We start from the raw sequence: 26,118 nt of genomic DNA, 5'->3' as shown, positions 1-26,118 counted from the left end.
CTCCCCCGCCCTTCAACCGCGCACAAGCCCTACTGCAAGGGCGCGGCCAACGTGTCCTGGCCAGGGTGTTCCCTCGGCGGAAGTCGCGGGGAGCCCGTCACAAGGGTGGGGTTGCTGTTCGTCGGCCGGTAATTCCTGCCGACCTCGGGGAGGAGGGCCGGTAAAGAAAGACGCCCGCGCGGGGCTCCCCGGCGGGCGTCGATGTATGTGTTATCTGTTGGACGGGATGAAGGCCTACAGCACCTTCACCGGCACTTCCTTGAGCACCTGGTCGCCGCGCATGACGGTCACGGTCCACGCGCCGGCCTTGGGCAGCCGCACGCCGGTCCACTGACGCGCGCGCCAGCCCTCGCCCTTCACCTTCACGTCCTTCGTCTCGCGCACGGTGGCGCCCTGCTTCACCTGCACCGTGATGTCCTCGATGGAGTCGCCCTGGGGCACCAGGTAGCTCTGCCACAGCATCACGGTGGTGTTCGCCTTGACGCCCTCGGGGCCCACCTCGGCGGTGCACTCGTACTTGTTGGGGCCGTCCTTGGCCACCTCCGTGCAGAGCTTGGCCTCCACCAGCACGGGACCCTGGCCCTGGCCCTTGTAGAAGTAGTTCCAGGTGTCGCGCACCGCGTCCGCGCTGGGGGCCTTCACCGACTCCGCCGCCGGCGCCGCCGCCTCCTGCGCTCCGGCCACCGCCGCCACACCCAGCACCGCGCACAGCACGCTTCCGTTGATCAGGCTCTTCATGTCTTGGGGTCCCCTCGTTGATGTTGGAGGCGGCCGGCCCACGTCCGGCCCCTTGGTGTGCCTGTCTACCATGAAACATCCCGCATCATTCCCCGAGTCCAGGATTCCAGGGTTTCGCACCGGGGACGCCGCGCCGCGCTACCCGAACAGGAAGAAGCCGAGCGTCACCAGCGGCAGGTACGCGAGGAAGGCCACCAGCAGGAAGCCGAGGATGTCCTTGAACTCCAACCGCGCCACGGCCAGGAGCGGCAGCGCCCAGAAGGGCTGGATGAGGTCGGTGGCCATGTCGCCCCACGCGTACGCCAGCACCACCTTCTCCGGCGCCACGCCCAACCGTCCCGCAGCGTCCAGCAGGTAGGGCGCTTCAATGGCCCACTTGGAACCTCCAGAAGGCACGAAGTAGTTCACCACGCCGCTGTACAGGTACACGATGGCTGGGAACGTCTGCTGCGTGGACAGCGACACGAAGAGCTCCCCGATGCGGTCCGTGAGCCCCGTGGCCTTGAAGATGCCGTAGATGCCCGCGTACAGCGGGAACTGGAGCACGATGCCGTGCAGCACGCTCGCGGCCTCCTCGCTCGCCTTGAGCAGCCGCGCGGGCGTGCCATGCAGCAGCACCGCCAACGTGAGGAAGGTGAAGTTCACCACGTTGAGGTTGAGCGCCTTCCATCCGCCGTTCAGCCACAGGTGCCGCGCGAACCACGCCAGGCCCAGCACCCCGAAGACGGTGTTGAGCAGCCACGCGTGGTCCAGCCACTCCGCGGGGCTCAAGCGCCCTTTGGGCTTCTCCGGCGGAACGAAGTCTCCCAGCTTCTCCAGCACCGCGGGCTCCACGCGCACGGTGCGCTCGGGAGACGGATGCAGCGCCCACGCCAGCGCCGTGAGCAGCGCCACCGCAGCCAGCGTGAGGCAAACGTTGAAGGCGGAGAACAGCGTCCGGTCGATGGGGATGATCCCCAGCTGCTTCTCCAGGAAGTGCCCCGGCGTCGCCACCAGCAGCGGCGCGGAGGCGGACAGGCCCGCGTGCCACGTGGCGCCCAGGCCGAAGTAGGCGCAGGCCACCAGCAGCCGGTAGTCCACGTCCGGACGCCTGCGCGCGATGAAGCGCACCAGCATGGCGCTGGCGACGAGCGACAGGCCCCAGTTGAAATACGCGAGCGCCATGGACACCGCCGCCATCAGCGCGGTGGCGCTCCGGGGGCTCTTCGGCAGGCTGGCCACCTTCTCCAGCAGCGCCTTCACCGGCGCGGTGAGCGCGAGCAGGTAGCCGGTGAACATCACCAGCGCCATCTGCATGGAGAAGGTGAGCAGCTCCCAGAAGCCTCCGCCCCACGCGTCCAGCACCACCGGCGGCGAGGCGCCCACCCAGCCCATGGCCAGCGCCATGGTGAGCAGGGTGAGCAGCACCGCGATGGCGAAGGCGCTGGGGACGAAGCGCGCGGAGAAGCGGCCCAGGCCTTCGGCGAACCGGACGAGGGTTTCCACGGTGGGGGCTCCAGGGGGCAAGGGGCCCCGGCGCGAATCTCCCAGGGCGACACCCCGGGTTTTACGGTATGAGCGGTCGCCATGTCCCCTAGCGAGCAGCACCCTCCCGTCTTCGAGCGCATCGCGACAGGCGTTCCCGGACTGGATCCCATCCTGGGCGGTGGCCTGGTGGCCTCAGGCGTCTACATCGTGGTGGGGGAGCCCGGCGCGGGGAAGACCATCTTCGCCAACCAGCTGTGCTACTCGCAGGCGCAACAGGGCACGCGCTGTCTGTACGTGACGCTGCTGGCCGAATCGCACTCGCGCATGCTGGCGAACCTGCGCAGCATGGCGTTCTTCGACGCGTCCCAGCTGCCCCAGCGCATCTACTACGTCAGCGGCTTCCGCATGCTGGAGGAGCAGGGGCTGCCGGGCCTGCTGGAGCTCTTGCGCCGGGAGATGCGCAACCACGGCGCGGGCATCCTGGTGCTGGACGGTCTGGTGCAGGCGCAGGAGGCCGCGGGCAGCAGCCGCGACTTCAAGAAGTTCATCCACGAGCTCCAGGTGTCCGCCGGCCTGTCCCGCTTCACCGCGCTCCTGCTCACGAGCAGCGTGGGCCCCACCGTGCACCCGGAATACACCATGGTGGACGGCATCCTGGAGCTGCGCGAGCGCACGGCGGCCATGCGTTCGTGGCGTGAACTGCAGGTGCGCAAGTTCCGCGGCAGCGCCAGCCTCAACGGCTCGCACCACTTCCGCATCTCCGAGTCGGGCCTGGAGGTGTTCCCCCGCCTGGAGACGATGGTCAGCCGCTCGCAGCCGCCGGACTGGGGCACGCAGCGCGTGCGCTTCGGCGTGCCCACGTTGGACGCCATGATTCCGGAGGGCTTCGCCGCGGCGTCCACCACGCTGGTGATGGGGCCCCCGGGCTGCGGCAAGACGATCCTCGGCGTGAGCCACCTGGCGGAAGGGCTGCGCCTGGGCGAGCCCTGCTTGATGGTGAGCTTCTACGAGGGGCCGGACCGGCTGATGCACAAGGCGGCCAACGTGGGGCTGTCGCTGGGCACCGCGGTGAAGGACGGCCGGCTGGTGCTCCAGTGGAACATGCCCGCCGAGTGCAACCTGGACCTGGTGGCGCACACGCTGATGGAGGACGTGCGCAGGCGCGGCGTGAAGCGCCTGTTCGTGGACGGCCTGAGCGCCATGGTGGAGACCACCCACGAGCCGGCGCGCATCAGCCCCTTCTTCGCCGCGCTCACGCAGGAATTGCGACGCCACGGGGTGACGACCGTCTTCACGCTGGAGACGCCGCGCCTCTTCGGCCCGGACATGGATGTTCCCCTGGGGACCGGCCTGTCCGGCGTGGCGGAGAACCTGCTGTTCATGCGCCACCTGGAGCTCAATGGCCGCCTGAGGCGGTTGCTGTCCATCTTCAAGCTGCGGGACGCGGACTACGACCCGACGCTGCGCGAGTTCCTCATCACCTCCCAGGGAATCGAGATCCAGCCGCCGTTCCAGCCTTCGCCCGAGTTGCTGCTCACCGGCATCGCTCGCTTCCCGGGCAACCACTCCTGACCCCCAGAGGCTCCGTGGTTCCCGCGACCGAGACCGTGCTGGTGGTGGACGACGAACAGGGCATCCTGGAGGCGCTCGCGGACCTTCTGAGGGAGGAGGGCTACCGCGTGCTCACGGCGTCCCATGGCCGCGAGGCCCTGGAGCGCCTGGCGGAGGTGAAGCCGGACCTGGTGCTGACGGATTGGATGATGCCCGTGCTGGACGGCCCCGCGCTCATCGCGCGCATCCAGCAGGACCCGACGCTGCGCCAGATTCCCGTGCTGGGCATGAGCGCCGTGGACGTCAGCGGCCTCAAGCGCCTGCACCCGGGCATGGAGTTCCTCCAGAAGCCGTTCGACATCCGCGCCCTGATGAAGATGGTCCGCAGGGCCCTGGACGCGAACCCTCGCGTCCTGGGAGGGTGACGCGAAAGCCCGCGTGCCCGGAGGGTCCGCCATGTTCCACCTGCTCAAGCTGGGTCCAGTGCCCCTCTCCGTGGGCACCACCGGCGTCTACCTGCGCATCGGTGACTCGGGCGACCCGTCCGCCCCCGTCTTCGAACAGACGGACCTCTCTGGCGTGCGCGCCCTCATCGCCGGCCTGGAGCCCTCCCAGGTGTCATGCGAGCCCGCCCTGGCGGAAGCCGCCGAGGCGCTGGGCCTGTCCGTGGCGCCGCCGTCCCTGGCGGCGCTCTCCGCCCGGGCGGCCATCGCCACCTTCCTCGCGTGGGGCCAGATGGGCGTGTCCGGGCTGGGCAGCGACAAGGCGCTGCTCTTCGTCCAGGCCGCCACCGAGTTCTGGGACGCGAAGCCCTGGACGCACTGGGATGACAGCCAGGCCTTCACCGTGGACGTGACGGGCGCGCACGAGCACACCTACGAGGGCTGCGTCTTCCACGGCGACGACGACGGTCCCTCGGGCCTGGCCCTCTACCTGTCCCCGGGTTCCCTGGGGCGGCTCTTGGAGCTCCAGGTGCACGGCGCCGACAAGGAGGCGCAGTCCCTGCCCGCCATCACCGTGTCGCTGGAGGCCCGCCCCGCCTACGCCGTGGACGCGCTGGCCTCCGCCGGCCGCGCCCCCCGGCTGCCCCTGCCCGTGAAGGCCGGCCCCGAGGGGCTGGCGGTGCCCTCCAGCCTGGAGGCCCTCATCCTGGTGGCCGCCCTGCGCGCCGTGGCCCGCCTTTCCCCGGCCCAACCAGAGGCCCTGAGCAGCATGGTGGCCGGCGACGCCCGCATGGACGTCCGCGTCCGCGCCCCTGCCCCTCGCGTTCGCAACTAGGCGGAATCAGGGGGCTCCTGGCGTGACGCACCCTGACCAGTCAGGCGACCAGGCTCGTGTGTAACTGTGAACAACCGCTCCCAATAGAAAGGTTGATTCACAAAGTATCTAGGTCCATAGGTGGAGACGTGACTGACGCCGGCCTTTCACCACGGGTCCAGCGCTTCCTCACGACGCACATCGATTCCATCGAGAAGCTGGAGGTGCTCCTCCTGCTTCGCGCCCGGACGGAGCGGGCGTGGACTGCGTCGTCGGTGGCCCTGGAGCTGCGCATCACCGAAGCCTCCGCGGCCCGCCGTATGGCGGAGCTGAAGACGGGAGGGCTGCTTCTCCAGGATGGGGTGGCGGAGGACGCCTACCGCTTCAGCCCTGGCCGCTCGGAGGACGTGCAGGCCACGGCGGAGCTGGCGATGGCGTACTCGGCGCGGCGCGTGAGTGTGATTTCGTTCATCTTCTCACGCCCCATGGACAGGGTGAGGGGCTTCGCGGACGCGTTCGTGATCAAGAAGGACAAGGACGGCGACGGACATGGCTGAGGCGGTCTACATCCTGTGCGCGTTGACGAGTCTGGCGTGCGCGGTGCTGCTGCTGCGGGCCTGGCGGCGCACGCGGATGAAGCTGCTGCTCTACAGCGGCCTGTGCTTCACGGCCTTCACGCTGAACAACGTGCTGCTCTTCGTGGACCTGGTGCTCATCCCCGCGGGCGACCTGTCGCTGGAGCGCACCGTGACATCGCTGGTGGGGGCCGGCGTGCTGCTCTTCGGCCTCATCTGGGACGTGTCCTGACGCAATGGGGGGGACGCCATGATGAAGATCCTGCTCGATGGCGCGGTGTTGATGGCGTACCTGGCGTGCGCCCTGTTCTTCCTGCGCTTCTATCTCCAGTCGAAGGACCGGCTGTTCGCGCTGTTCTCCCTGGCCTTCACGCTGATGGGCGTCCACAACCTGCTGGGCGCGCTGCTGGCGCCCACCCTGGACGCCGAGCGCATCCACTACTTGTATGTCGTCCGCCTGATGGCCTACCTGCTCATCCTGGGAGCCATCTGGGACAAGAACCGCGCGGGACGTGGGGCGCGGTGAGATGTTGCTCCTCCTGACGGGAGGATTGCTTCATGACCACGACATCGCTTCCCCGCTTCACCCCGCGCCGCGCGCTCGGGCGCACGGGCTTCACCGCGACGGCGGTGGGCATTGGCGACCTGGCGGACCGCACGGTGCCGCGCGAGGAGTTGGTCGCCACGCTCGCGAGGGCGCTGGACGCGGGGCTCAACGTCATCGACACGGCGCCCGGCTACGAGGACGGCCTGAGCGAGGAGGTGGTGGGCGAGGCCCTGCACGGCCGGCGTGAGGGCGTGTTCGTCATCGACAAGGTGGACGAACTGGACGCACCGGTGGCCCCGCAGGTGGAGGCGTCCCTGCGGCGGCTGGGCCTGCCGTCGGTGGACCTGTTCGCGCTGCACGCGGTGAAGTCGCTGGCGCAGTGGGAGGAATTGGCCCGGCCGGGCGGCGCGCTGGAGCAACTGGAGGCGTGCGTGGCGAAGGGGCAGGCGCGCTTCAAGGGCATCTCCTGCCACCACCCGGACGCGCTGGTGGCGGCGGTGCGCTCCGGGCGGTGCGACGTGGTGATGTTCCCGCTGGGGCCGTTCGTGGACGCGCGCTACGTGGAGCAGGTGCTGCCCCTGGCGCGAGCGCACGGCGTGGGCGTGGTGTCCTTCAAGACGTTCGGCGCGGGCAAGCTGTTGGGGGACACGGAGGGCTACGGACGTCCGCTCCAGGCGCGCCCGCGCGGCAAGGTCAGCTCCGGTGGTGAGGCGCGCGACACGCCGATGCTGCCGCACCTGTCGGTGGCGGAGTGCGTGCAATACACGCTGACGTTGGATCCGGACGTGATGTTGATGGGGATGGGCTTCCCGAACGAACAGGGCGCCGCGCTGCGGGCGGCCTCGGCCTTCCAGCCCCTGGGCGCCGCGGGGATGCAGGCGGTGCGGGAGCGGGCGCACACCGCCATCCAGGGGAAGGGGGCGGTGTGGTGGAACCCGCCTTCACCGGACGTCGCGGCGGGCTGAGGCACCGCGCGAGGGCAGGCAGGCCGGGCGGGTTGCCTGCCGGACACTCGCCAGGAGTCAGGTGGCCGGGGAGGCTTGTCTCCGGTCGGGGGCCGTCATTATCGGAACGTCCCTTTGGTGAGGCGTCATCCCCGTGACGCCGTGGCCCGCGCTCCATGCCCGAATCGTCCATCGAGCCTTCGACCGAGCTACCTCCGCCGTCCGCCGTGACGGCGAACGACGGGGTCCCCGTGTCCGGGAGCGGAGGCGAGGCCGTCACGCGTGAGGCCGCCGCCGTGGAGCCTGTCGCGCCCGTGTCCCTGTCAGGTGTGCGCGAGGTGTCATCCTCCGCGGAGGAGGGCCGCTTCGCGTTCCTGGCCCGCGCGGGTGAGGTGCTGGCGTCGTCGCTGGACGAGCCCACGGTGCTGCGCGAGCTGGCGGAGCTGGTGGTGCCGGTGTTCGCGGACTGGTGCGCGGTGGACGTCGTCACGCCTTCGAACCAGGTGGTGCGAAGGGCCGCGACGCACCGGGACCCCTCGCTCGTACCCACCGTGTATGCCATTGGGGAGCGCTGGGCCCTCCAGGAGAACGGCTCGCAGGGCATGGCCCATGTGCTGCGCACCGGTGAGGCCCGCCTCATCCCGGACGTGCCCGAACAGGCCTTCCTGGCGGCGGCACGGGGGAACGCGGCCCTGGAGGAGACGTGGCGCCTGGGGTGCCGCTCCGTGATGGTGGTGCCGCTGGTGGCGCGCGGGCGGGTGCTGGGAAGTCTGTCATTGATGTCCGGTACGGCCGGACGCTTTGGTGAGCAGGACCTGGAGCTGGCGCGCGAGCTGGCCCGCCGGGCGGCGTTGTCGCTGGACAACGCGCGCCTGTATGGCGAGGCCCGTCAGGCCCAGGCACGCACGGCGCGGCTGCAGGCGGTGACGGCGGCCCTGTCCCGCGCGGCCACCGAGGACGCGGTGGCGCAGGTGCTGGCGCGTGAGGTGTGGGAGGCGAGCGGCGCCACGCGCGTCGCGGTGCTGGCGTTGGAGGAGGACGGCCTCATGCGCCCGCTGCGCGTGTTGGGCTACCCGGAAGACGCGCTGGCGTCGTTCACCCGGCCGCCGGACGGGACGGACCCGGCCCCCCGGCGCGAGGCGAAGTGGTTCGGGACGCTGGAGGAGTTCGTCGCACGCCACCCGGAGGGCGCGGAGTTCGCGCGCCGCCAGGGGCCGGGGGCCCGCGCGGTGGTGCCGCTGTGGGGGGAGACCCGCGCGAGGGGCTTGCTGCTGCTTGGGTGGCCGGAGGCTCGCGTCTTCCCCGCCGAGGAGCGCGCGTTCCTGGAGGCGCTGGCGCACCAGTGCGCGCAGGCGCTGGAGCGGGCCGCGCTCTACGAAGCGCTTCGCGAGCGCACGGAGCGGCTGCGGCAGGCGCTGGTGACGGGCGACATGGGGACCTGGCGCCTGGACCTGGTGCGCGGCAAGGAGCTGCGCGACGCGGCGCTCAACCACATGCTGGGCCTGCCGGCGGTGGACTCGGCGGTGCTGGTGGGCGACATGCTGGAGCGGCTGCATCCGGAGGACCGGCCGCACGTGGAGGCGGAGTTCCAACGCTACCAGCGCGAGTCGCCGGGCTTCTTCGAGCTGGAGTTCCGCGTGATTCGCCGCGACGGCGGCGTGCGCTGGCTGCACAGCGTGGGACAGTCCTTCGGCGGACCGGACGGGAAGGTGACGGAGCTCACCGGCGCCATGGCGGACATCACCCGGCGCAAGGCGGCCGAGGAGCGGCTGCAGCTCCTGCTGGCCGCAAGCCGCGTGCTGGCGCTGCGCCTGGACGACGTGGAGGAGGCGCTGCCGGCGGTGGCGCGGCTGGTGGTGGACCACGTGGCCACCGGCTGCCTGGTGGACCTGGCAGCGCCGGACGGCACCCTGCGACGGGTGACCGCGGCCCACCGCTTGGCCGAGCACGACGCGCGGCTCCATGCGGCCCTGGGAGGCACGGACAGGGGGCCCGCCCACCCGGCGCTCCAGTGTTTCCGCACCGGGGAGGTCTGCTTCCTGTCGCCCCTGGACTTCAATCGCTGCGACGCCGTCTCCACGAGCGCCGAGCACCGGGCATTGGTGGATCGCCTGGCGCCCACGTCCGTGCTGTCGGTGCCGTTGCGTGCGCGCGGCCGCACGCTGGGCGTCATCACGCTGTTCACCGCGGAGCCCCAGCGCGCGCTGGAGGCCGCGGACGTGACGATGGCGGAGGAGCTGGCGCTGCGCTTGAGCGTGGCGCTGGAGAACGCGCGCCTGTTCCACGACGCCCAGTCCGCGGTGCGGCTGCGCGACGAGTTCCTCTCCGTGGCGAGCCACGAATTGAAGACGCCGCTCACCAGCCTCATCCTCCAGCACAACCTCATTGGCCGGGCGCTGGAGACAGCGGGCACTCCCGGGCCCGTGACGGGGAGGCTCAACACCGCGCAGCGGCAGGTGCTCCGGCTGACGGCGCTGGTGGACAACCTGCTGGACGTGAGCCGGCTGTCCCTGGGCAAGCTGTCGCTGGAGCGCGCGGAGGTGGACCTGGTGCAGTTGACGCGCGACGCGGTGGAGCGCCTGGGGGACGTGTTCGCCCAGGCGCGGTGCACGCTCGAACTGGAGCTGCCGCGCACGCTGACGGGCCAGTGGGACGCGCTGCGGTTGGACCAGGTGCTGGTGAACCTGCTCTCCAACGCGGCGAAGTACGGCGCCGGCCACCCGGTGTCGGTGCGCGCGGGCGTGGATGCGCGCGACGAGGCCTGGGTGGAGGTGCGCGACGAGGGCATTGGCATCGAAGCGGACGCGCTGCCGCGCCTCTTCGGCCGCTTCGAGCGCGCCGTGAGCGAGCGGCACTACGGCGGCATGGGCCTGGGGCTCTACATCAGCCGCCAGATTGTCGAAGCGCTGGGCGGCCGCATCGACGTGGACAGCCAGCCGGGGCAGGGCGCCACCTTCACGCTGCGGCTGCCCCGGAACACGGCGGAAGCGCGGCCCCCGCCTCCCCCGAAGCCGTGAGGGAGGCCGGGGCCGGCGATGCCTTCAGTGCTGGGGCCCCTTGGGCGGGGGCCCTTCCTGTTCGAGCGCGCGGTACTCGTCGTCGGTGAACAGGCGTGAGCGGATGAGGAAGCGCACGCCTTCAGGGGCTTCGACGGAGAAGCCGCTGCCGCGACCGGGCACCACGTCCACGGTGAGGTGGGTGTGGCGCCAGAGCTCGAACTGCGGGCCGGACATGTAGAAGGGCGTGCGGACGATGTCGCCCAGGTACACGTCCTCCTGTCCCACGCGGAAGTCGCCGCGCGGGAAGCACATGGGCGCGCTGCCGTCGCAGCAGCCGCCGGACTGGTGGAAGAGGAGCGGACCGTGAAGGCCCTGCATCTTGTGGAGCAGGGCCTCGGCGGCCGGCGTGACCTCGACGCGCGGCACGGACATGCGGGGCGTCCTAGAAGAAGCCCATGGGCTTCGGGTCGTAGCTGACGAGCAGGTTCTTCGTCTGCTGGTAGTGATTGAGCATCATCTTGTGCGTCTCGCGCCCGATGCCGGACTGCTTGTAGCCGCCGAACGCCGCGTGCGCGGGGTACAGGTGGTAGCAGTTCACCCAGACGCGGCCCGCCTGGATGCCGCGGCCCATGCGGTACGCGGTGCTGTTGTCACGCGTCCACACGCCGGCGCCCAGGCCGTAGAGCGTGTCATTGGCCATGGCGAGCGCGTCCTCGGCGTCCTTGAACTTCGCCACCGCCACGACGGGGCCGAAGATCTCCTCCTGGAACACGCGCATCTTGTTGTGGCCCTCGAAGATGGTGGGCTCCACGTAGTAGCCCTCCGCCAGCGCGCCGGACAGCGACTTGCGGCCGCCGCCGGTCAGCACCTTCGCGCCCTCCTTCTTACCGATGTCCAGGTAGCTGAGGATCTTCTCCAGCTGATCATTGGACGCCTGCGCGCCAATCTGCGTGGAGACGTCCAGGGGGTTGCCCTGCACGATGCGCTTGGTGCGCTCCACGGCCTTGGCGATGAAGTCGTCGTAGAAGCGCTCGGCGACCAGCGAGCGGGACGGGCAGGTGCAGACCTCGCCCTGGTTGAGGGCGAACATGGCGAAGCCCTCCAGCGCCTTCTGGGCGAAGTCGTCGTCCTTGGCGAAGACGTCCTCGAAGAAGATGTTGGGGGACTTGCCGCCCAGCTCCAGGGTGACGGGGATGATGTTCTCGGAGGCGTACTGCATGATGAGGCGGCCGGTGGTCGTCTCACCCGTGAAGGCAATCTTGGCGATGCGCTTGTTGCTGGCGAGCGGCTTGCCGGCCTCGATGCCGAAGCCGTTCACGATGTTGAGCACGCCGGGGGGAAGCAGGTCGCCCACCAGTTCCGCGAACTTGAGGATGGTGACGGGGGTCTGCTCCGCGGGCTTGAGGACCACGCAGTTGCCGGCGGCGAGCGCGGGCGCCAGCTTCCACGCGGCCATGAGCAGCGGGAAGTTCCACGGGATGATCTGCCCCACGACGCCGAGCGGCTCCGTGAAGTGGTAGGCGACGGTGTTGTCGTCCAGCTGGCTGAGCGAGCCTTCCTGCGCGCGGATACAACCGGCGAAGTAGCGGAAGTGGTCGATGGCGAGCGGCAGGTCCGCGGCGAGCGTCTCGCGGATGGGCTTGCCGTTGTCCCACGTCTCGGAGACGGCGAGCATCTCCAGGTTCTGCTCCATGCGGTCGGCGATCTTCAGCAGGATGTTGGCCCGCTCGCCGGCGGCGGTGCGGCCCCACGCGTCCTTCGCCTTGTGCGCGGCGTCGAGCGCCTTCTCGATGTCCTCCGCCGTGGAGCGGGGAATCTCGCAGAAGGGGCGGCCCGTGACGGGGCTGATGTTCTCGAAGTACTGGCCCTTCACGGGCGGGACGAACTCACCGCCGATGTAGTTGCCGTAACGGCTCTTGTACTCGACCTTGCTGCCCTTCTGACCCGGAGCTTCATAGACCTTCGACATGGGGACTCCCTGCGTTGGGTTTTGACGCACTCCTACGGGGGGTTGACGCGGAACAGACCATAGGCAGGTGACGCCTCGCGTCACGCGCACGAAGTCGGATGTAAATGTTTGTTAATGGTTGATCGCTGAATCAGTCACTCGGGCGTGATGCGAGCGGGCGGGCAGGGTGCCCTTGCTGCCATCCGGCATGTCTTCCACCTCAAGGAGGAGGACGTCTTCTCCGGACCCTGGGGCATGGCATGCAACTGTTTCGAGACCGCGTCGACGCCGGCCGTGCGTTGGGCCAACGGCTCCGCGTCCTGCTTGGCGGAGGCGGTGACCTGCTGGTGTTGGCGTTGCCGCGCGGCGGTGTGCCCGTGGGCTTCGAGGTCGCTCGCATCCTCGGGGTGCCGCTGGACGTGTTCGTGGTGCGCAAGCTCGGCACGCCGGGGCACGAGGAGCTGGCGATGGGGGCCATCGCCACCGGAGGCGTCACGGTCCTCAACGCGGGTGTCGTGCGAAGGCTGGGGATACCCCAGCCGGCCATCGCCGCGGCCGCCGAGCGTGAGGGGCGGGAGCTGGTCCGGAGGGAGCAGCTCTTCCGCGACGGCAGGCCTCCCGCGCGGGTCGAAGGGCGGACGGTGATCCTGGTGGATGACGGGCTGGCCACGGGCTCGACGATGCGGGCGGCGCTCCGGGCGCTTCGTCAGCAGAAGCCCGCGCGCATCGTGGTGGGCGTGGGGGTGGGCGCGCCGGAGACGTGCGCGGAGTTCGAGCGCGAAGCGGACGCGGTCGTCTGCGTCCACACCCCAGAGCCGTTCTACGCGGTGGGGCAATGGTTCGAGGACTTCACGCAGACCACCGACGACGAGGTGCGCGAGCTGCTGGCGCGCGCTGCGCACGGTGGCGCCGTGAGTCCAGCGGAGGTTTGAGACATGGCTGAGCAACGAATTTCGGAGCACGCGGTGCGGCTGGAGGTGGAGCCCGGCGTGGGGTTGGAAGGAACGCTGAGCGTGCCGGAGTCGGTCTCCGGCGTGGTGCTGTTCGCGCATGGCAGCGGCAGCAGCCGCTTCAGTCCGCGCAACCGGTACGTCGCGGGAGTGATGCAGCAGGCGGGGCTGGCGACACTGCTCATGGACCTGCTCACGCTGGGGGAGGAGGAGGCCGAGCGGCGGACGCGGCACCTGCGCTTCGACATCGAGTTGCTGGCGCGGCGGCTGGTGGGAGCCACGCGGTGGCTGGAACGGGTGCCAGGGTTGGGAGGCCAGCCGCTGGGGTTGATTGGTTCGAGCACGGGGGCGGGTGCGGCGCTGGTGGCCGCGGGGCGGATGCCTGAAGCCATCCAGGCGGTGGTGTCCCGGGGCGGTCGTCCGGATCTCGCGGGTGCCGCGCTGCCGGCGGTGCGGGCGCCCACCCTGCTCATCGTGGGTGGAGATGACACGCAAGTGATTGCGCTCAATCAGGAGGCGCTGGCGGCGCTGCGCACGCACAAGCGGCTGGAGATCGTGCCTGGGGCGACCCACCTCTTCGAGGAACCGGGGACGCTGGAGCAGGCGGCCCGGCTGGCCCGGGATTGGTTCCTCCAGCACCTGGTTACGGCCGCACGGGAGCGTCCGTTCGGTGAGGCTCCGCCATGAGCCCGCGCATCGTGGTGGTGGGGGGCGTGGCCACGGACTACCTGGTGCGAGGACCGTCGCTGCCGGAGCCGGGAGGCAGCGCGGAGGGCGACGTCTTCCAGGAGGCGCTCGGAGGCAAGGGAGCCAACGGCGCGGTGGCCGCGGTGAGGCTGGGGGCGCGGGCCTCGCTGGTGGCGAGGGTGGGGACGGATGGGCGCGGCCTGAGGCAGGTGGCGTTGCTGGAACGGGAGGGCGTTGCGCTGGAGGGGGTGGTGCCTGATCCGAAGGCGCCTTCTGGCGCGGTGCTGGTGATGGTGGATGGACACGGGAGGAAGCAGACCTTCTTCTCCCCGGGCGCCAATCACAGACTTTCCATCCGGGATGTGTTGCGGAGCGCGGAGCGGATCGCCACCGCGAAGGTATTGCTCGTGCAGCTGGAGGTGCCGCTGGACGCGGTCCAGGCGGCGGTCCGTCTGGCGCGAGCGGCCGGAGTCCGGGTGGTGCTGGATCCCGCGCCGGCCGTGCCGCTGCCGGAGGTATTGCTGGAGGATGTGCACGTCATCCGGCCCAACGCCTCCGAAGCGCGGACGCTGACAGGCATCACGGTGCATGGCCGTGCTTCCGCGCGGCGCGCTGCAAGGAATCTGCTGATGCGCGGCGTGGGGGCGGCCATCATCGCGGCGCCTGGGGGCAGCCTGTTGGTGTCGCGGGAGGAAGAGGCCTGGCTGCCTGAGTTGCCGGTGGACACGGTGGATACCACCGGAGCGGGGGATGCCTTCTCCGCGGCCCTCTGTGTCGCTCTGGCGGAGTCCCAGCCGCTGCTCTCCGCCGCGCGCTTCGCGCATGCAGCCGCCGCCATCGCGACGACGCGGTTGGGAGCGCAGGTGGGATTGCCCTATCGGGATGAAGTGCTCGGATTGCTCGCGGACGTGGTGCCAGACGTTCAGCTCGCGCCGCCGTAGCGAAGACATCCAGCACGCACCGCCGTCACTTGAACCGGCACGGTTGATTGACGGTGGGCTCCTCCGCGAGTTGCACGACCATCAGCGTCACAGGACCGGGGGTGACGTTCCCGGAGAGGTGGCCCTTTCGGCCCTGTGCGTCCGGCCGTGTGTTCAGGTCCTCGCCCAGGGACACCTGCCCTGGCCCCAGCTCCACGCGCGTGCCGTCCATTGCCTCGACGAACCATGTTCCGGAGAGGGGGATGATCCACTGGACCTTCGGGTCCTCGTGCCAGGACCCCTTCCAGCCGTTGGGTTGGACCGTGAAGATGACCTGGGACTGGCCGGGCGGCTGGTGTGCCTGCCATTGAGGATCGGCGGGCGGAGACATGCTTTTCAGGTCGAAGCTCCGCACGGGACACAGGGTCATGTGGCTGACCCCATGGTCATCCGTCCAGTTGTGCCAGTAGCTGAAGACAGGCGCTTGTCCTGGAGCCGTGGCTGCGGAGTCTCGGTCCCAGGCGCCTCCGCCCAGTCCCAGCACGGCCACCAGGGCCGCCCTCCATCCCAATCGTGAGTGCATGGCCGCTCCTCATTTCTTCGTCCGCGTGGCATCCACCGGATCCGTTGCCTCCAGCGGTGCGCGCATCAACAGGTACGGCGGTTCGCGCAGGTCCTTGCCGCCGTTGAACGACGGCAGCCGGTTCCACTGGCCGAGCGTTACGTAGACATGTCCCGCCGTGGCGAAGATGCCGTCAGGCCAGACGATGCGCGCATCCCGCGCCACCACCGCCAGGAAGTCCTGCTCCGGCTGGGTGGACGGATGCGTGGCCAGCACCCGGCGCTGCCGCCCCGTGGTCAGGTCCACCACCACGAGCGCGGGCGAAGTGCCGAACAGCGTGCCTTGCACCCATTCCGCCAGCGTCGCGCCCTTGTGGTCCTCCGCGTTGTGAGCGGCCAGGTGCCAAAGCCCATGGGAGGAAGCGAGTTCCCGTCGTTCAGCCTGCGCGGGGCTTGCGTGCTCATGGCGTAAGGGTGGCCATCAACGCACGGTCCGCCAGCCGCGAGCCCACGAGCGAGCGGTGCTCCCAGCGCGTGGCCTTCTCCTGGGCTCGTGCCGCCCTCAGGGCTTCCGTCGATGTTTCCGTGCGTGCTTCATCTCGTGGAAGAGCCGCTCCGTCAGCGCGATCAGCTCCTGCTGGGAGAGGACGGGGCACTTCCAGTCCAGCGCCCGCATGTGTTCCAGGAACGCGTCGGGGATGGCCACGCGGTATCGCTCGACGTAGCGAGGCAGGTCGGCCCGCCACGTCCAAACGCCATCGGTCTGGGCGTAGTGGCTGGCCACGAGCGTCTCACCCGTGAGGCAGTCCTTCAGCAGGCCGCCGCTGACCGCGAGCGTGACGCCCGTGTGCAGATAGCGTGCGACGCGCCGCCAGTCCTCTTCCGGCAGCTTCCCTCGCGACTCCACGAGGGAAGGGGCATCCTCGAACCCGCGACCGAACTCCCGGAAGTAGCCTGCCGTCTTGAGCATCCCTTCTCCCTATCAGGGGCGAATGACCCCATGTCGATGAGTGCCTTGCTCGAAGAGGTCTCGCGCCTCCACCACGCACGCCCTCCCGCGACGCCCGCGCAGCTCGACGCCTTCGAGCAACGCGCCGGATGGCGCTTGGACCCGGACCTCCGCGCCTTCTACCTGCACTGCGACGGCGCGGACCTGTTCGACCGCGTCGACCCCGCGTTCTCCTTCCCCCCGCTGTCGGAGCTCCGCCGCGCGCGGATCGTCATGAGCCAGGACGACACGGACCGGGCGGGGCCCGCGTCCTGGTACGCCCTCTGCGAGGTCCGCGATGGGAACTACGTCCTGCTCGACGTGAGCCAGCAGCACGACGGCCGCTATCCCCTGCGCGACGGCTTCCGCGAACGCTTCCCGGATCCAGCGCAGTGCCCCCAGATAGCCAGCTCGTTTTCCGAGTTCCTGGCGGGCGCGCTCCGCTCCAACGGGCGCTGGTTCTGGCTGAAGAAGTTGATGCAGGACGGGTGACGGACCCCGCGTCCCCACCGCACGCAACCGCGTCCCGCCAGAAGCCCGGAAACCCCCGCCATCCTCGCAGGACACTTCATCCCAGGCCGATTTGTCGGCCTCCCAACACCGTCGGATCCGTACGTTCCTCACGCGCTACAGGGCCTTCCAGGCTCCCACTGCCATCCGCGCAATCGCGGCTTACTTCGAGACTGAACGAGATGTTTTCCAGCGTGGATGTTCGTGTCGCTGCGCACTGGAAACCCGCACCGCGTGCTGTCATCGTTGAGGGACTTTCGCGGCGCGGCAGGACGGTTGAAGGGAAGGCAGGGCGGAAGTTGCCCAAGGTCTTGCGGACCGAACGTATTGGGATGTGCTGGACGGAAAACTGTTCCGCCCCGGGGCTGTAAAAACTCCCCGCAACCGAGGGGTGTCTGTCGATGAGTTGGGACCCAGGCCGCATCCGAGTGTCGCAAAAGCGAAGCGGATCAACCGGTTGGCGCGCCCGTCCGCGCGAGCCGGAGAATCCCGGTTCCTGGCACACCGCTCGCATCGGCCGCTGACGCTGTCCTTACCCCCGCATCGCCTTTCGCTGGTTACCGGTCCCTCGTGCTCGCCCAGTCGCCTCTCATCTGCTCTTGCGGTCAGCCCCACTCGGACGCGGAGGCGTGTCCCACGCTGATGCGCGGGCTGGACCTCAACGGCGGCACGATGCTCTACGCCGGCACGCCGCCGCCGGGACCCGCGGCGTCGCTGCCCGCCCCTTCGCTCACGCCCATGTCGTCTCCCACGCCCGTGGTGCCTTCCCTCGTGGGCCAGGAGTTCGGCCGCTTCCGCGTCGTGCGCGAGCTGGGCCGCGGCGGCATGGGCACCGTGTTCCTCGCGGAGCACACGCTCATCCAGAAGCGCGTGGCCATCAAGGTGCTCCACGCGCACCTGGCCCAGGCCCCGGAGCTCGTCGCGCGCTTCCTCTCCGAAGCCCGCACGCTCACGCTCGTGCAGCACGAGAACGTCGTCACCCTCTATGACCTGGACTCGCGCGAAGGGCGCCCGTACCTGGTCATGGAGTACCTGGAGGGTGACAGCCTGGCCAACTTCGCCCGCGGCCCCATGGCCGCGGCACTGGTGGTGGACCTGATGATGCAGGTGTGTGACGCCCTGGGCGCCGCGCACGCGCACGGCATCGTCCACCGCGACCTGAAGCCCGCCAACGTCTTCCTCGTCCCCAGCCCCAGCGGCAAGCAGCGGGTGAAGCTGCTCGACTTCGGCATCGCCAAGCTCCTGTCCCGCCCCGCCGGGGAGATGACCACCGAAGTGGGCGTCCTCCTGGGCACGCCGGAGTTCATGGCCCCCGAGCAGTGCGGCGACGGCATCGTGGACGCGCGCAGCGACCTGTACGCCGCCGGCGTGCTCGCGTACCTGCTGCTCACCGGCCAGGTGCCCTTCTACGGCCGCACCGCCGCCGAAATCCTGGTGGGCCACCTGCAGAAGGAGCCCGTCCCGCCGCACGAACTGAACCCCGCCGTGCCGGAGCCCCTGTCGCGGGTGCTGTTGCGCGCGCTGGCCAAGCGGCCCGAACACCGCTTCGCCTCCGCCGCGGAGCTGAGAGTGGCCCTGGAGGCGTCGCTCGCGCCGCCGCCCGCGCCCTCCGCGCCGCCGCTCACCGCGCTCCTGCGCGGCCAGGGCACGCAGGCCCCCGTGGAGCTCAAGGGCGAGTGGGTGGGCCGCTCCGGCCTCTTCTTCCAGCTGGCCACTCCGCCCCCCGCGCTCCTGTCGGAGGTGTCGCTGGTGCTGCGGCTTCCCGGCGGCGAGCTGCCGTGCACCGCGCAGGTGGTACGCCACGTCACCGCCGAGCAGGCCCAGTCGTGGAACATGCCCCCGGGCTTCGGCGTGCAGCTGCGCGATGCCAGCCCCGCCTTCCAGGCCCAGCTGGCCCAGCTTCGCAACGTCACCCGCGCCACGTCCGCGCAGGCCACCGCCGCCATCCCCACGCCCGAGGACGCGCAAGCAGAGACCGTCCTCCAGGGTTTCCGCCGGCGGCTCGCCGGGGACCCGTACGCCGTGCTGGAGCTGCCGCGCGACGCCACGCTGGAGTCCGTGCGCACCGCGGCCCAGCGCGCTCGTGGGGCGCTGGAGCTGCTCAAGGCCCGCCCGCTGTCGGACGGCCAGCGCGCCCAGGTGGACCGCGCGTTGGATCGCGTGTCCGGAGCGCTCCACACGCTGGGCCACGTGGAGCGGCGCGTGGAGTACGACGCCACGCTGGGCAACGTGGAGGGCATCGAGCGGTGCCTCGCCGCGGGCCTCACCGCCACCATGCTGGAGCAGTGCCGCCGCCGCTTCCTCGCCGGCAACACCGGCCGCGAGGGCCGCGCCGCCGTCCACCGCCTGTCCGGAGACGCGCTCGCGTCCGTGGGCCGGCTGGAGGAGGCGCTCGCCGCCTATGAGCTGGCGGTCCGTGCGGACCCCCTGGACCTGGAGGGGCTCAAGCGCTGGCGCTTCCTCCGGGCCCGGGTGCGGGGCTCGGCCGCTCCCCGGTAGGGGAGCCGGGCTCGCATCCACCCCGGGGGCGTCTTGCGTATGGGAGAGGAGTCTTCGTTAATCCTCTGCTCTCCCATGGCTTCCGAACCCGACGACAAGCTGCCGCCCCAGGGGCGCTTCAACCGCCTGCGCAAGCTGGCGGGCCTCTCCCTGCATGTGGGTACGGAGGTGCTCAAGACGGGTGCGAAGAAGCTCTCCGGGACGAACTCCTCGGAGCTGCTCAGCCTGGGCACCGCGGAGAAGCTGGTGGCCACGCTGGGGGAGATGAAGGGCGCGGCCATGAAGCTGGGCCAGGCCCTCTCCATGGACCCGGACCTGCTCACGCCGGAGGTGCGGCAGATGATGGCCCGGCTGCAGAACCAGGCCCCCGCCATGTCCTACGCGCAGGTGTCGCGCGTGGTGCAGGAGGAGCTGGGCGCGCCGCCGGAGGCCCTGTTCAAGGAGTTCTCCCCGGACGCGCTCGCCGCCGCGTCGCTGGGCCAGGTGCACCGCGCGGTGCTGCATGACGGCCGCCCCGTCGCCGTGAAGGTGCAGTACCCCGGCATCGACGTGTCCATGGGCCACGACATGGACAACCTGGGCCTCGTCGTGAAGACGGTGTCCAAGACGTCGCGGATGATGGACGGCACCGCCTACTTCCAGGAGCTCCGCGACGAGCTCATGCTGGAGCTGGACTACCGCCGCGAGGCGAAGCTCGCGCAGGGCTTCGCGAAGAGCGTGGCGCGGCTGCCGGACCTGTACGTGCCCCAGGTCGTCGAGGAGCGCAGCGCCCACCGCGTGCTCACGCTGGAGCTGTTGGAGGGCCAGACGCTCAAGGACTGGGTGACGACGTCGCCGGATGACGCCGCGCGCTTCCGCGTCGCGCGCCAGCTCATCCGCGCCACCTACGGGCCGTTCCTGGACGCGGGCGAAATCCACGCCGACCCGCACCCCGGCAACTTCATGGTGATGCCGGACGGGCGCATGGGCCTGCTGGACTTCGGCTCCATCAAGCGCTTCAGCCCGGGCTTCATCGCGGCCAACCGCCGCATGTTCCAGCAGGCGCTGCGGCTGGAGACGCTGGACGTGCTGGGCCTGTGCCGCGAAGTGGGCTTCTCCGTGGAGCTGCCGGAGGCGGAGGCGGAGGTGCTCCTGCGCGAGGTGCTCCACATCGCCGGGCGTCCCATGCGCACGGCGCCGTACGACTACGGCACCTGCGACATCAACCGCGACATGCGCAACCACTTCACGCGCAACGCCGCGCGCATCATGCGCATCCGGCCGCCCCCGGAGGCGATGATGTTCTTCCGGGCCACCGGGGGGCTGGCCCAGAACCTGCGCCTCGTGGGCGCGCAGGGCGACTTCCGGCAGGTGTTCCTGGAGGTCGGCGCGCTCGTGGGCGAGTGAGCCTTCGCGTGAGCGCGGAGCGCTACGTGCCGGCGGCGACGCGGGGGCGCTTGTGCAGCCGCTCCAGCTTGCGCGCCAGGTCCGCGCCCTGCGTGCTCTTGGACAGGTAGCCGTCCGCGCCCGCCGCCAGCGCCAGCGCGCGCAGCTTCGACTCGTCGGAGGCGGAGTAGAGGACGAAGCGGGTGTTCTCCGGCGCCTGCTGCCGGGCCAGCGCCAGCACCTTGTCGCCACTCAGCGCGGGGATGTTCACGTCCAGGAGCACCAGGTCCGGCGCCGTGGTGCGCACCAGGTTGGAGACCCCCAGGGACGAACGGTGGGTGCGGACCTCGAAGTTGTACGAGGACAACGAGCGTTCGGTCAGCGCGAGCTGGTCCGGGTCATCGTCCACGATGAGGACGCGAATCTTGGTCTCGGACATGGTGGCTCCCCCTGGAACCGACAGTTGGGTGCCCCGGTCGGCAGGATGCCGCCCCAAGGAAGACACGTGACCCGGGCACTTCCCGAGTATGACCCACCCCCCTCCCTTCTGGCCACCCTCCCTGGAATTTTCTGGAAACTTCCGATTGGAACCACACGCCTCGTCCTGGCGGGTGGGCAGCCCTGGAGGGCGTTCCTAGCTTTGAAGGGTGTGCGCGCCACGGGGCATGTAGGTGGCCTCCCACCAGGAAGGACCTGATGACATCCCAACGGAAGGCAGGGCGGACGGACCCGCGGGGGCACGCCCTGGAGGCCCGGGCGGCGGCCCGGCGGCAGGAGGCCACGGCGGCCCGGGCGCAGGCGGAGGCCTATGGCGTCCTCTCCCAGGCCTGCGTGCAGCGGGCCCAGGCGCTGAAGGTCGTCTCACTGGCGGATCAGGCCGTGGCGATGCTGGGGGGCAACGACTCCGAGCGGACGTGGGCCGCGGGGGACGGTCAGCGGGCCCGGGTCCACGTCGGCCTGATGGAGCGCGAGGCCTCCGTCCACGCGGCCCAGGCCCGCCGGGCGGAAGCCGAGGCCGCGAGAGCGGACGCCGAGGCGGCGGTGTCCGCGCAGAAGGCCCACCTGGCGCCGCTCGCGATGTCCGCGGGGCGCGCCCCGCCGGAGGACCCAGGCTGACCCCTGCCAGGCGGCGGTGCCGTGCCTCCCCGGGCCCGTCCGCACGGGGTTCCAGGCCTGCCTAGCTTGAAACAGACGCGGCGAGGTCTGTTCGCGCTTCCGGATTGGGGGATGGGAACTTGCAACGCCACGACATCATCGTCATCGGCGCCTCCATGGGCGGGGTGGAGGCCCTGACCCAACTGGTGCGGCGACTGCCTGGGGACCTGGCCGCCAGCGTGCTGCTGGTGCTCCACGTGCCGGCCCAGCACCGCAGCTACCTGCCGGAGATCCTCTCCCGCGCCGGTCCGTTGCCGGCCCACCATCCCCGGGACGGAGAGGCCTTGGCGCCGGGCCGCATCTACGTGGCGCCCAATGACAGACATCTGCTGGTGGAGCCGGACCGCGTGAAGGTGGTGAAGGGGCCCAGGGAGAACGGGCACCGGCCGGCGGTGGATCCGCTGTTCCGCTCGGCCGCGCTCACGTACGGCCCGCGCGTGGTGGGCGTGGTGCTGACCGGCGCGCTGGACTGCGGTACCAGCGGCCTGATGGCGGTGAAGCGGGAGGGCGGGCTGGCGGTGGTGCAGGAACCGCGCGACGCGCTCTGCCCGGACATGCCCCGGAGCGCGCTGGAGCTCGTGGCGGTGGATTACTGCGTGCCCCTGGCGGAGATGGGGGCGCTGCTGACGCGGCTGGTGGACACGCCCGTGGCTCCGCGCTCGCGCAAGCGGTCGCGGCAGGTGGAGACGGAGGTGAAGGTGATGTCGGTGGACCTTCCCGCCATGGGCGACCCTCCCTCTCCGGTGGAGTACGCGAAGCCGTCCTATTACGGCTGCCCGGACTGCGGCGGCGTGCTCTTCGAGCTGGAGGAGGGCAGCCTCCTGCGCTTCCGCTGCCGCACGGGCCACGCGTACACGGGGGAGGCGCTGTCCGGCTCGCAGCAGAACCAGCTGGACGGCGCGCTGTGGGCCGCGCTGCGCGCGCTGGAGGAGAGCGCGTCCCTGTCGCGCCGGCTGGCCGCCCGGGCCCGGGAGCGTGGCCATGACCATTCCGCGCGGCGCTTCGAGGAGCGCGCCCGCACGGCGGAGTCCCAGGTGGAGCTGCTGCGCCGGGCGGTGCTCGCGGCGCCTCCGTCCGGCGCGGCGTCCGTGGAGCCTCCGGTGCTCGGGGTCTCCGACGAGTCGGAGCAGACGGGCTGAGGCCCCGGGTCAGCGCGCTCCGCCGTGCGCCGGAGCGGCCTTCAGCGCGGGGAAGGTGAGCGTGAACACCGCGCCCCCTTCCGGGCGGTTGGCCGCGGTGAGCGTGCCGCCCGCCTGCGTCACCACGCCGTGGGCCATGGACAGCCCCAGGCCCGTGCCCTTTTCGCCCTTGGTGGTGAAGAAGGGCTTGAAGATGTTCGGCAGGTGCTCCTCCGGGATGCCCGTGCCCTCGTCCTCCACCACGAGCCGCACGGCCTTCCCGGCCTTGAAGGCCCGCACGCGGATGGCGCCGCCCCGGGGCATGGCGTCGCGCGCGTTGATGAGCAGGTTGATGACGACGTAGCGCAGCTCCATGGCCGAACCGGCCACGCGGGGAAGCCCTTCGGGCAGCGCCACGTCCAGGCTCAGGGGATGGCCGCCCTGGCGCGCCTGGTGCTCGATGCCGCCCCGGACGATGTCCACCGCGTCGCGGACCACGTGGGCCAGTTGGACGGGCTCCAGGGCGGTGCCGTGCTTGCCGCGGGAGAAGTCCTGGAGCCGGCCCACGCGCGCCTCCGCGTCGGACACGATGCTCACGAGCGCGTCCATGTGCTGCTGGCCCTGGCCCGTGGGGCTCACTTCACGCTGGAGCAGCTCCAGCCGCAGCCGCATGGCGTTGAGCGTGGCGCGCAGGTCGTGCGCGATGCCCGCCGCCAGCTCCCCCAGGGCGCGCACCTTCTCGCGCTCCAGCAGGGTGGCGCGCGCGCTCGCCAGCTCCTCCTCGGCGCGCGCCTGTTCGGTGATGTCGCGCGCGAGCACCAGCACCTGTCCCTGCATCTGGCCGGTGACGCGCTCGATGCGCACCTCCAGCACCCGGGGCTGGGCCTCGCGCGCCTGACGGTAGCGGGTGATGCGCGCGCCGCCTTCGGTGAGCGCGAGCACCACCGCGGCCTCCGCCTGGCCCACGTCGCGCAGGGCCATCCGCTCCGCGCCGTCGTCCTCGCGCCTCCAGGGGCCACGCAGCCGCCCCAGCGCGTGCCAGCGGCTGTTGGCCAGCACCACGCTGGTGGCGTTCATCATCGCGAGCGCGCTGTCGCTGGTCTCCAGCGCCCAGCGCGACAGCTTGAGGGTGATGACCTGCCGCCGGGTGTTCTCCCCCAACTTGCGCACCAGGGCGGTGTGCTTCTTCATGAGCTCGCGGTACTTGCGCAGGAGTCCCTGGGACTCCCGGACGCTGGGGCCCGGGACGGTGGAGGGCGGGGGCTCGCGGCGCGGGCTCATGCCTTGAGCTTCTCCCGCAGGCGCTGGTTCTCCTCCAGCAGGGCGGAGGCCCGGGTGGTGTCCTCGAAGAGGATGATGGAGCCCAGCAGGTGCGTGTCGGTGACGAGCGGCGTGGCCACCAGCGTGGCGCTCCCCTTGCCCCCGTGCGGCAGCTGATAGGGGATGCTCTCCAGCCGCAGCGAGCGATTCTCCTGCAGGTGGCGGCGCAGCTTGAGCACCAGCGCGCGCTTCAGCGCGGGCACGTGCAGGGACCACAGGAGCTGGCCCACCGTTTCGCGCTCGGTGAGGCCCAGGAGCCGTTCCGCGGCCAGGTTCCAGGTGGTGATGCGGCCGTCGCCGTCCAGCACCAGCACCGCGGCGGACAGGGTGCGGATGATGGTGCGCTGGCAGAAGGTGAGCGCGTCCATCTCCAGCGTGCGGTGCGCCAGCTCGCGGTTGGTGGCGTCCAGCTCCGAGTTGGCGGACTGGAGCTCCTCGTTGGTCGTCTCCAGCTCCTCGTTGGTGGACTGGAGCTCCTCGTTGGTCGTCTGCAGCTCCTCGTTGGCGGACTGGAGCTCCTCGTTGGTCGTCTCCAGCTCCTCGTTGGACGCGCGCAGCTCCTCCGTGGAGGACTGCATCCGCACCTGGATGGCCTGCAGCTCCTCCTGCGCCGTGCGCAGGTTCTGCTCCACGCCGCGCAGGTGGGTGATGTCGTGGACGGTGTACAGCAGGCCCTGCCGCCCTCCCGCCGACTCGCGCAGGGGCACCACCTGGACGCGCAGGGCGAGGGGCTCCCCGTTGGAGACCTCCATCATCCCGTCGGCCACCTCCCGCTCGGAGCTGCCGGAGCGCACGCGCTGGCTCTGTTCGACGAGCAGGTCGCCGCTGAGGCCCGCCAGGCCCAGCGCGGCCAGCTTCTTGCCCAGCATCTCCCCCTCGTTGCGGTTCCACATCCGGGCCGCCGCGCGGCTCCACAGCGTCACCGTGCCGTCATTGTCCGTCGCGATGTGCGGACAGGGATGCGAGTCCAGGAGGTTGCGCAGGAAGGAGCGCTCGAAGTCCAGGCTGGATTCGAGGATGCGCGTCAGGCTCACGGGCTCCGGTGGCAGGCGGTCCTGCGTCGTGCTGGTGAGCTCCACGTGCCCATCCTTGCGGTAGATGCGCCGGGCCAGGTCGATGGGCCGGAAGAGCCGGGCCGCGAAGGGGATGAGCTCCGAGCGGCCCAACACCATCTGGCCGTTGCGGCGCAGCGCGAACTGGAAGCGCGCCAGCACCCGCTTCTGCAGGTCGGAGTCCAGGTAGATGAAGACGTTGCGGCACAGGAGGAGGTCGATGCGCGACACCGGCGCGTCCGACACCAGGTTGTTCACGCCGAACACCACGGCGCGGCGGATCTCCTTGCGCACCGTGAAGCTGTTGCCCGTGCGCACGAAGAAGCGCGCCAGCCGCTCCGGGGAGACATTCTCCAACTGCTCCGGCGTATAGACGCCCCGGCGGGCCGTGGCGATGGCCTCCTCGTCCACGTCGGTGCCGAACACCTTCAGCTCCGCGCCGGGGTAGCCCGGCCCCAGCGCCTCCGCCGCGATGATGGCCAGCGAGTAGGCCTCCTCGCCCGTGGCGCAGCCCGCGCTCCAGATGCGCAGGTCCTTGTCCGGCCGCTGGCGCACGAGCTCCGCCATGCTCTGCTCCAGGGCCTGCCAGACCTCCCGGTCCCGGAAGAAGGTCGTCAGCTTGATGAGCATGGAGGAGACCAGCGTGCTCACCTCGGTGGGGTCCCGCTCCAGCAGCGCCAGGTAGGCCGCCCGGCTCCGGCAGCGCGTGGCCTGCATCCGCCGTTCGATGCGCCGGTGCAGCGTGGCCCGCTTGTAATTGCGGAAATCAAAGTTCCGCACCTGGCGGACCTTCTCCAGGATGGCTTCGAGCTCGCTGTCGCGTGGAGGCTTGGTCGCCATTCAGAAGGACGTAGTCCAGTGAGACCGACCGGGCAAGACCTGTACTTCCGCTCTTGCGGGAGCACTGTCGGCCATACTCTTCGTCTGGGTCTCGGACGACGAAACGTTCGCTGTTCTTCTCCTCCGC

At 70.6% G+C, this 26,118-nt stretch carries 26 protein-coding genes; 16 read left to right on the top strand and 10 right to left on the bottom strand.

The window, feature by feature from the left end; all coding sequences use genetic code 11:
- Positions 1-234 precede the first annotated feature (234 nt).
- Together D7V77_RS05325 and D7V77_RS05320 are read right to left on the bottom strand one after the other, a co-directional pair.
- On the bottom strand, positions 235-738 hold the full coding sequence (locus D7V77_RS05325; protein ID WP_120575178.1) for a hypothetical protein: 504 nt from the start codon (positions 736-738) through the stop codon (positions 235-237).
- Between the two features lie 138 nt (positions 739-876).
- A complete protein-coding gene (locus D7V77_RS05320) occupies positions 877-2,223 on the bottom strand; it encodes a short-chain fatty acid transporter (protein ID WP_120575177.1) in 1,347 nt (448 codons plus the stop codon).
- Between the two features lie 81 nt (positions 2,224-2,304).
- On the opposite strand from D7V77_RS05320, the gene D7V77_RS05315 reads away from it, so the two are divergent.
- The 8 genes from D7V77_RS05315 to D7V77_RS05280 all read left to right on the top strand — a co-directional run bounded on the left by D7V77_RS05315 (position 2,305) and on the right by D7V77_RS05280 (position 10,096).
- Positions 2,305-3,777 carry an ATPase domain-containing protein gene (locus D7V77_RS05315; protein ID WP_120575176.1) on the top strand — a complete coding sequence of 491 codons (1,473 nt, stop codon included), beginning with the start codon at positions 2,305-2,307 and terminating at the stop codon, positions 3,775-3,777.
- Between the two features lie 14 nt (positions 3,778-3,791).
- Complete coding sequence (locus D7V77_RS05310; RefSeq protein WP_120575175.1) at positions 3,792-4,181, top strand: response regulator; 390 nt, start codon at positions 3,792-3,794, stop codon at positions 4,179-4,181.
- A gap of 31 nt (positions 4,182-4,212) precedes the next feature.
- Complete coding sequence (locus D7V77_RS05305) at positions 4,213-5,034, top strand: hypothetical protein (RefSeq protein ID WP_120575174.1); 822 nt, start codon at positions 4,213-4,215, stop codon at positions 5,032-5,034.
- 128 nt (positions 5,035-5,162) lie between these two features.
- Positions 5,163-5,570: a hypothetical protein gene (locus D7V77_RS05300; RefSeq protein ID WP_120575173.1), complete on the top strand. Its 408-nt coding sequence runs from the start codon at positions 5,163-5,165 to the stop codon at positions 5,568-5,570.
- Positions 5,563-5,820, top strand: coding sequence for a DUF5985 family protein (locus D7V77_RS05295; RefSeq protein ID WP_120575172.1), 258 nt, complete (start codon positions 5,563-5,565; stop codon positions 5,818-5,820). The genes D7V77_RS05300 and D7V77_RS05295 overlap by 8 nt, the downstream gene beginning before the upstream one ends.
- Before the next feature lie 18 nt (positions 5,821-5,838).
- Entirely contained in the window at positions 5,839-6,114 is a 276-nt protein-coding gene (locus D7V77_RS05290; protein WP_167547796.1) for a DUF5985 family protein, read from the top strand.
- Between the two features lie 32 nt (positions 6,115-6,146).
- Positions 6,147-7,100, top strand: coding sequence for an aldo/keto reductase (locus D7V77_RS05285; protein ID WP_120575171.1), 954 nt, complete (start codon positions 6,147-6,149; stop codon positions 7,098-7,100).
- Positions 7,101-7,255: 155 nt separating this feature from the next.
- A complete protein-coding gene (locus D7V77_RS05280; protein WP_120575170.1) occupies positions 7,256-10,096 on the top strand; it encodes a GAF domain-containing protein in 2,841 nt (946 codons plus the stop codon).
- Positions 10,097-10,120: 24 nt separating this feature from the next.
- Here D7V77_RS05280 and D7V77_RS05275 read toward each other — a convergent pair whose 3' ends face one another.
- Complete coding sequence (locus D7V77_RS05275; RefSeq protein WP_120575169.1) at positions 10,121-10,510, bottom strand: DUF779 domain-containing protein; 390 nt, start codon at positions 10,508-10,510, stop codon at positions 10,121-10,123.
- A 10-nt stretch (positions 10,511-10,520) separates the two neighbouring features.
- A complete protein-coding gene (gene adh / locus D7V77_RS05270; protein WP_120575168.1) occupies positions 10,521-12,047 on the bottom strand; it encodes an aldehyde dehydrogenase in 1,527 nt (508 codons plus the stop codon).
- Between the two features lie 239 nt (positions 12,048-12,286).
- Here adh and D7V77_RS44600 point away from each other — a divergent pair, with 239 nt between their 5' ends.
- The 3 genes from D7V77_RS44600 to D7V77_RS05255 are packed head-to-tail and all read left to right on the top strand — an operon-like array spanning position 12,287 to position 14,604.
- Complete coding sequence (locus D7V77_RS44600) at positions 12,287-12,958, top strand: phosphoribosyltransferase (protein ID WP_120575167.1); 672 nt, start codon at positions 12,287-12,289, stop codon at positions 12,956-12,958.
- Between the two features lie 3 nt (positions 12,959-12,961).
- Positions 12,962-13,663, top strand: a complete 702-nt coding sequence (locus D7V77_RS44595; RefSeq protein WP_120575166.1) for a dienelactone hydrolase family protein — start codon at positions 12,962-12,964, stop codon at positions 13,661-13,663.
- The gene (locus tag D7V77_RS05255) at positions 13,660-14,604 is read left to right on the top strand and encodes a ribokinase (RefSeq protein WP_120575165.1); all 945 of its coding nucleotides are present in this window, start codon (positions 13,660-13,662) and stop codon (positions 14,602-14,604) included. Before D7V77_RS44595 ends, D7V77_RS05255 begins: the two co-directional genes overlap by 4 nt.
- 25 nt (positions 14,605-14,629) lie before the next feature.
- On the opposite strand, the gene D7V77_RS05250 is transcribed toward D7V77_RS05255, so the two are convergent.
- From D7V77_RS05250 to D7V77_RS05240, 3 genes are all read right to left on the bottom strand, one after another.
- Entirely contained in the window at positions 14,630-15,166 is a 537-nt protein-coding gene (locus tag D7V77_RS05250; protein ID WP_120575164.1) for a cupin domain-containing protein, read from the bottom strand.
- Positions 15,167-15,175: 9 nt separating this feature from the next.
- A complete protein-coding gene (locus D7V77_RS05245) occupies positions 15,176-15,493 on the bottom strand; it encodes a hypothetical protein (RefSeq protein ID WP_199733740.1) in 318 nt (105 codons plus the stop codon).
- A 213-nt stretch (positions 15,494-15,706) separates the two neighbouring features.
- On the bottom strand, positions 15,707-16,114 hold the full coding sequence (locus tag D7V77_RS05240; RefSeq protein WP_120575163.1) for a hypothetical protein: 408 nt from the start codon (positions 16,112-16,114) through the stop codon (positions 15,707-15,709).
- 30 nt (positions 16,115-16,144) lie between these two features.
- Here D7V77_RS05240 and D7V77_RS05235 point away from each other — a divergent pair, with 30 nt between their 5' ends.
- The 3 genes from D7V77_RS05235 to D7V77_RS05225 all read left to right on the top strand — a co-directional run bounded on the left by D7V77_RS05235 (position 16,145) and on the right by D7V77_RS05225 (position 20,527).
- Entirely contained in the window at positions 16,145-16,624 is a 480-nt protein-coding gene (locus D7V77_RS05235) for an SMI1/KNR4 family protein (protein ID WP_120575162.1), read from the top strand.
- A gap of 660 nt (positions 16,625-17,284) precedes the next feature.
- On the top strand, positions 17,285-19,141 hold the full coding sequence (locus tag D7V77_RS05230; RefSeq protein WP_233596702.1) for a serine/threonine-protein kinase: 1,857 nt from the start codon (positions 17,285-17,287) through the stop codon (positions 19,139-19,141).
- Positions 19,142-19,216: 75 nt separating this feature from the next.
- Positions 19,217-20,527, top strand: a complete 1,311-nt coding sequence (locus tag D7V77_RS05225; protein ID WP_120575160.1) for an AarF/ABC1/UbiB kinase family protein — start codon at positions 19,217-19,219, stop codon at positions 20,525-20,527.
- A gap of 22 nt (positions 20,528-20,549) precedes the next feature.
- Here D7V77_RS05225 and D7V77_RS05220 read toward each other — a convergent pair whose 3' ends face one another.
- Positions 20,550-20,945, bottom strand: coding sequence for a response regulator (locus tag D7V77_RS05220; protein ID WP_120548103.1), 396 nt, complete (start codon positions 20,943-20,945; stop codon positions 20,550-20,552).
- Positions 20,946-21,202: 257 nt separating this feature from the next.
- On the opposite strand from D7V77_RS05220, the gene D7V77_RS05215 reads away from it, so the two are divergent.
- Both D7V77_RS05215 and D7V77_RS05210 read left to right on the top strand, forming a co-directional pair.
- A complete protein-coding gene (locus D7V77_RS05215; RefSeq protein WP_120575159.1) occupies positions 21,203-21,622 on the top strand; it encodes a hypothetical protein in 420 nt (139 codons plus the stop codon).
- Positions 21,623-21,741: 119 nt separating this feature from the next.
- A complete protein-coding gene (locus tag D7V77_RS05210; RefSeq protein ID WP_120575183.1) occupies positions 21,742-22,800 on the top strand; it encodes a chemotaxis protein CheB in 1,059 nt (352 codons plus the stop codon).
- Positions 22,801-22,809: 9 nt separating this feature from the next.
- Here D7V77_RS05210 and D7V77_RS05205 read toward each other — a convergent pair whose 3' ends face one another.
- A complete protein-coding gene (locus D7V77_RS05205) occupies positions 22,810-24,060 on the bottom strand; it encodes a sensor histidine kinase (protein WP_120575158.1) in 1,251 nt (416 codons plus the stop codon).
- A complete protein-coding gene (locus tag D7V77_RS05200; RefSeq protein ID WP_120575157.1) occupies positions 24,057-25,991 on the bottom strand; it encodes a CheR family methyltransferase in 1,935 nt (644 codons plus the stop codon). The genes D7V77_RS05205 and D7V77_RS05200 overlap by 4 nt, the downstream gene beginning before the upstream one ends.
- Positions 25,992-26,118 lie beyond the last annotated feature (127 nt).

The sequence above is a fragment of the Corallococcus sp. CA041A genome (genome assembly GCF_003612075.1).
Classification (GTDB): Bacteria; Myxococcota; Myxococcia; order Myxococcales; family Myxococcaceae; genus Corallococcus; species Corallococcus exiguus.
This window is presented reverse-complemented; position numbering and strand designations above follow the sequence as displayed.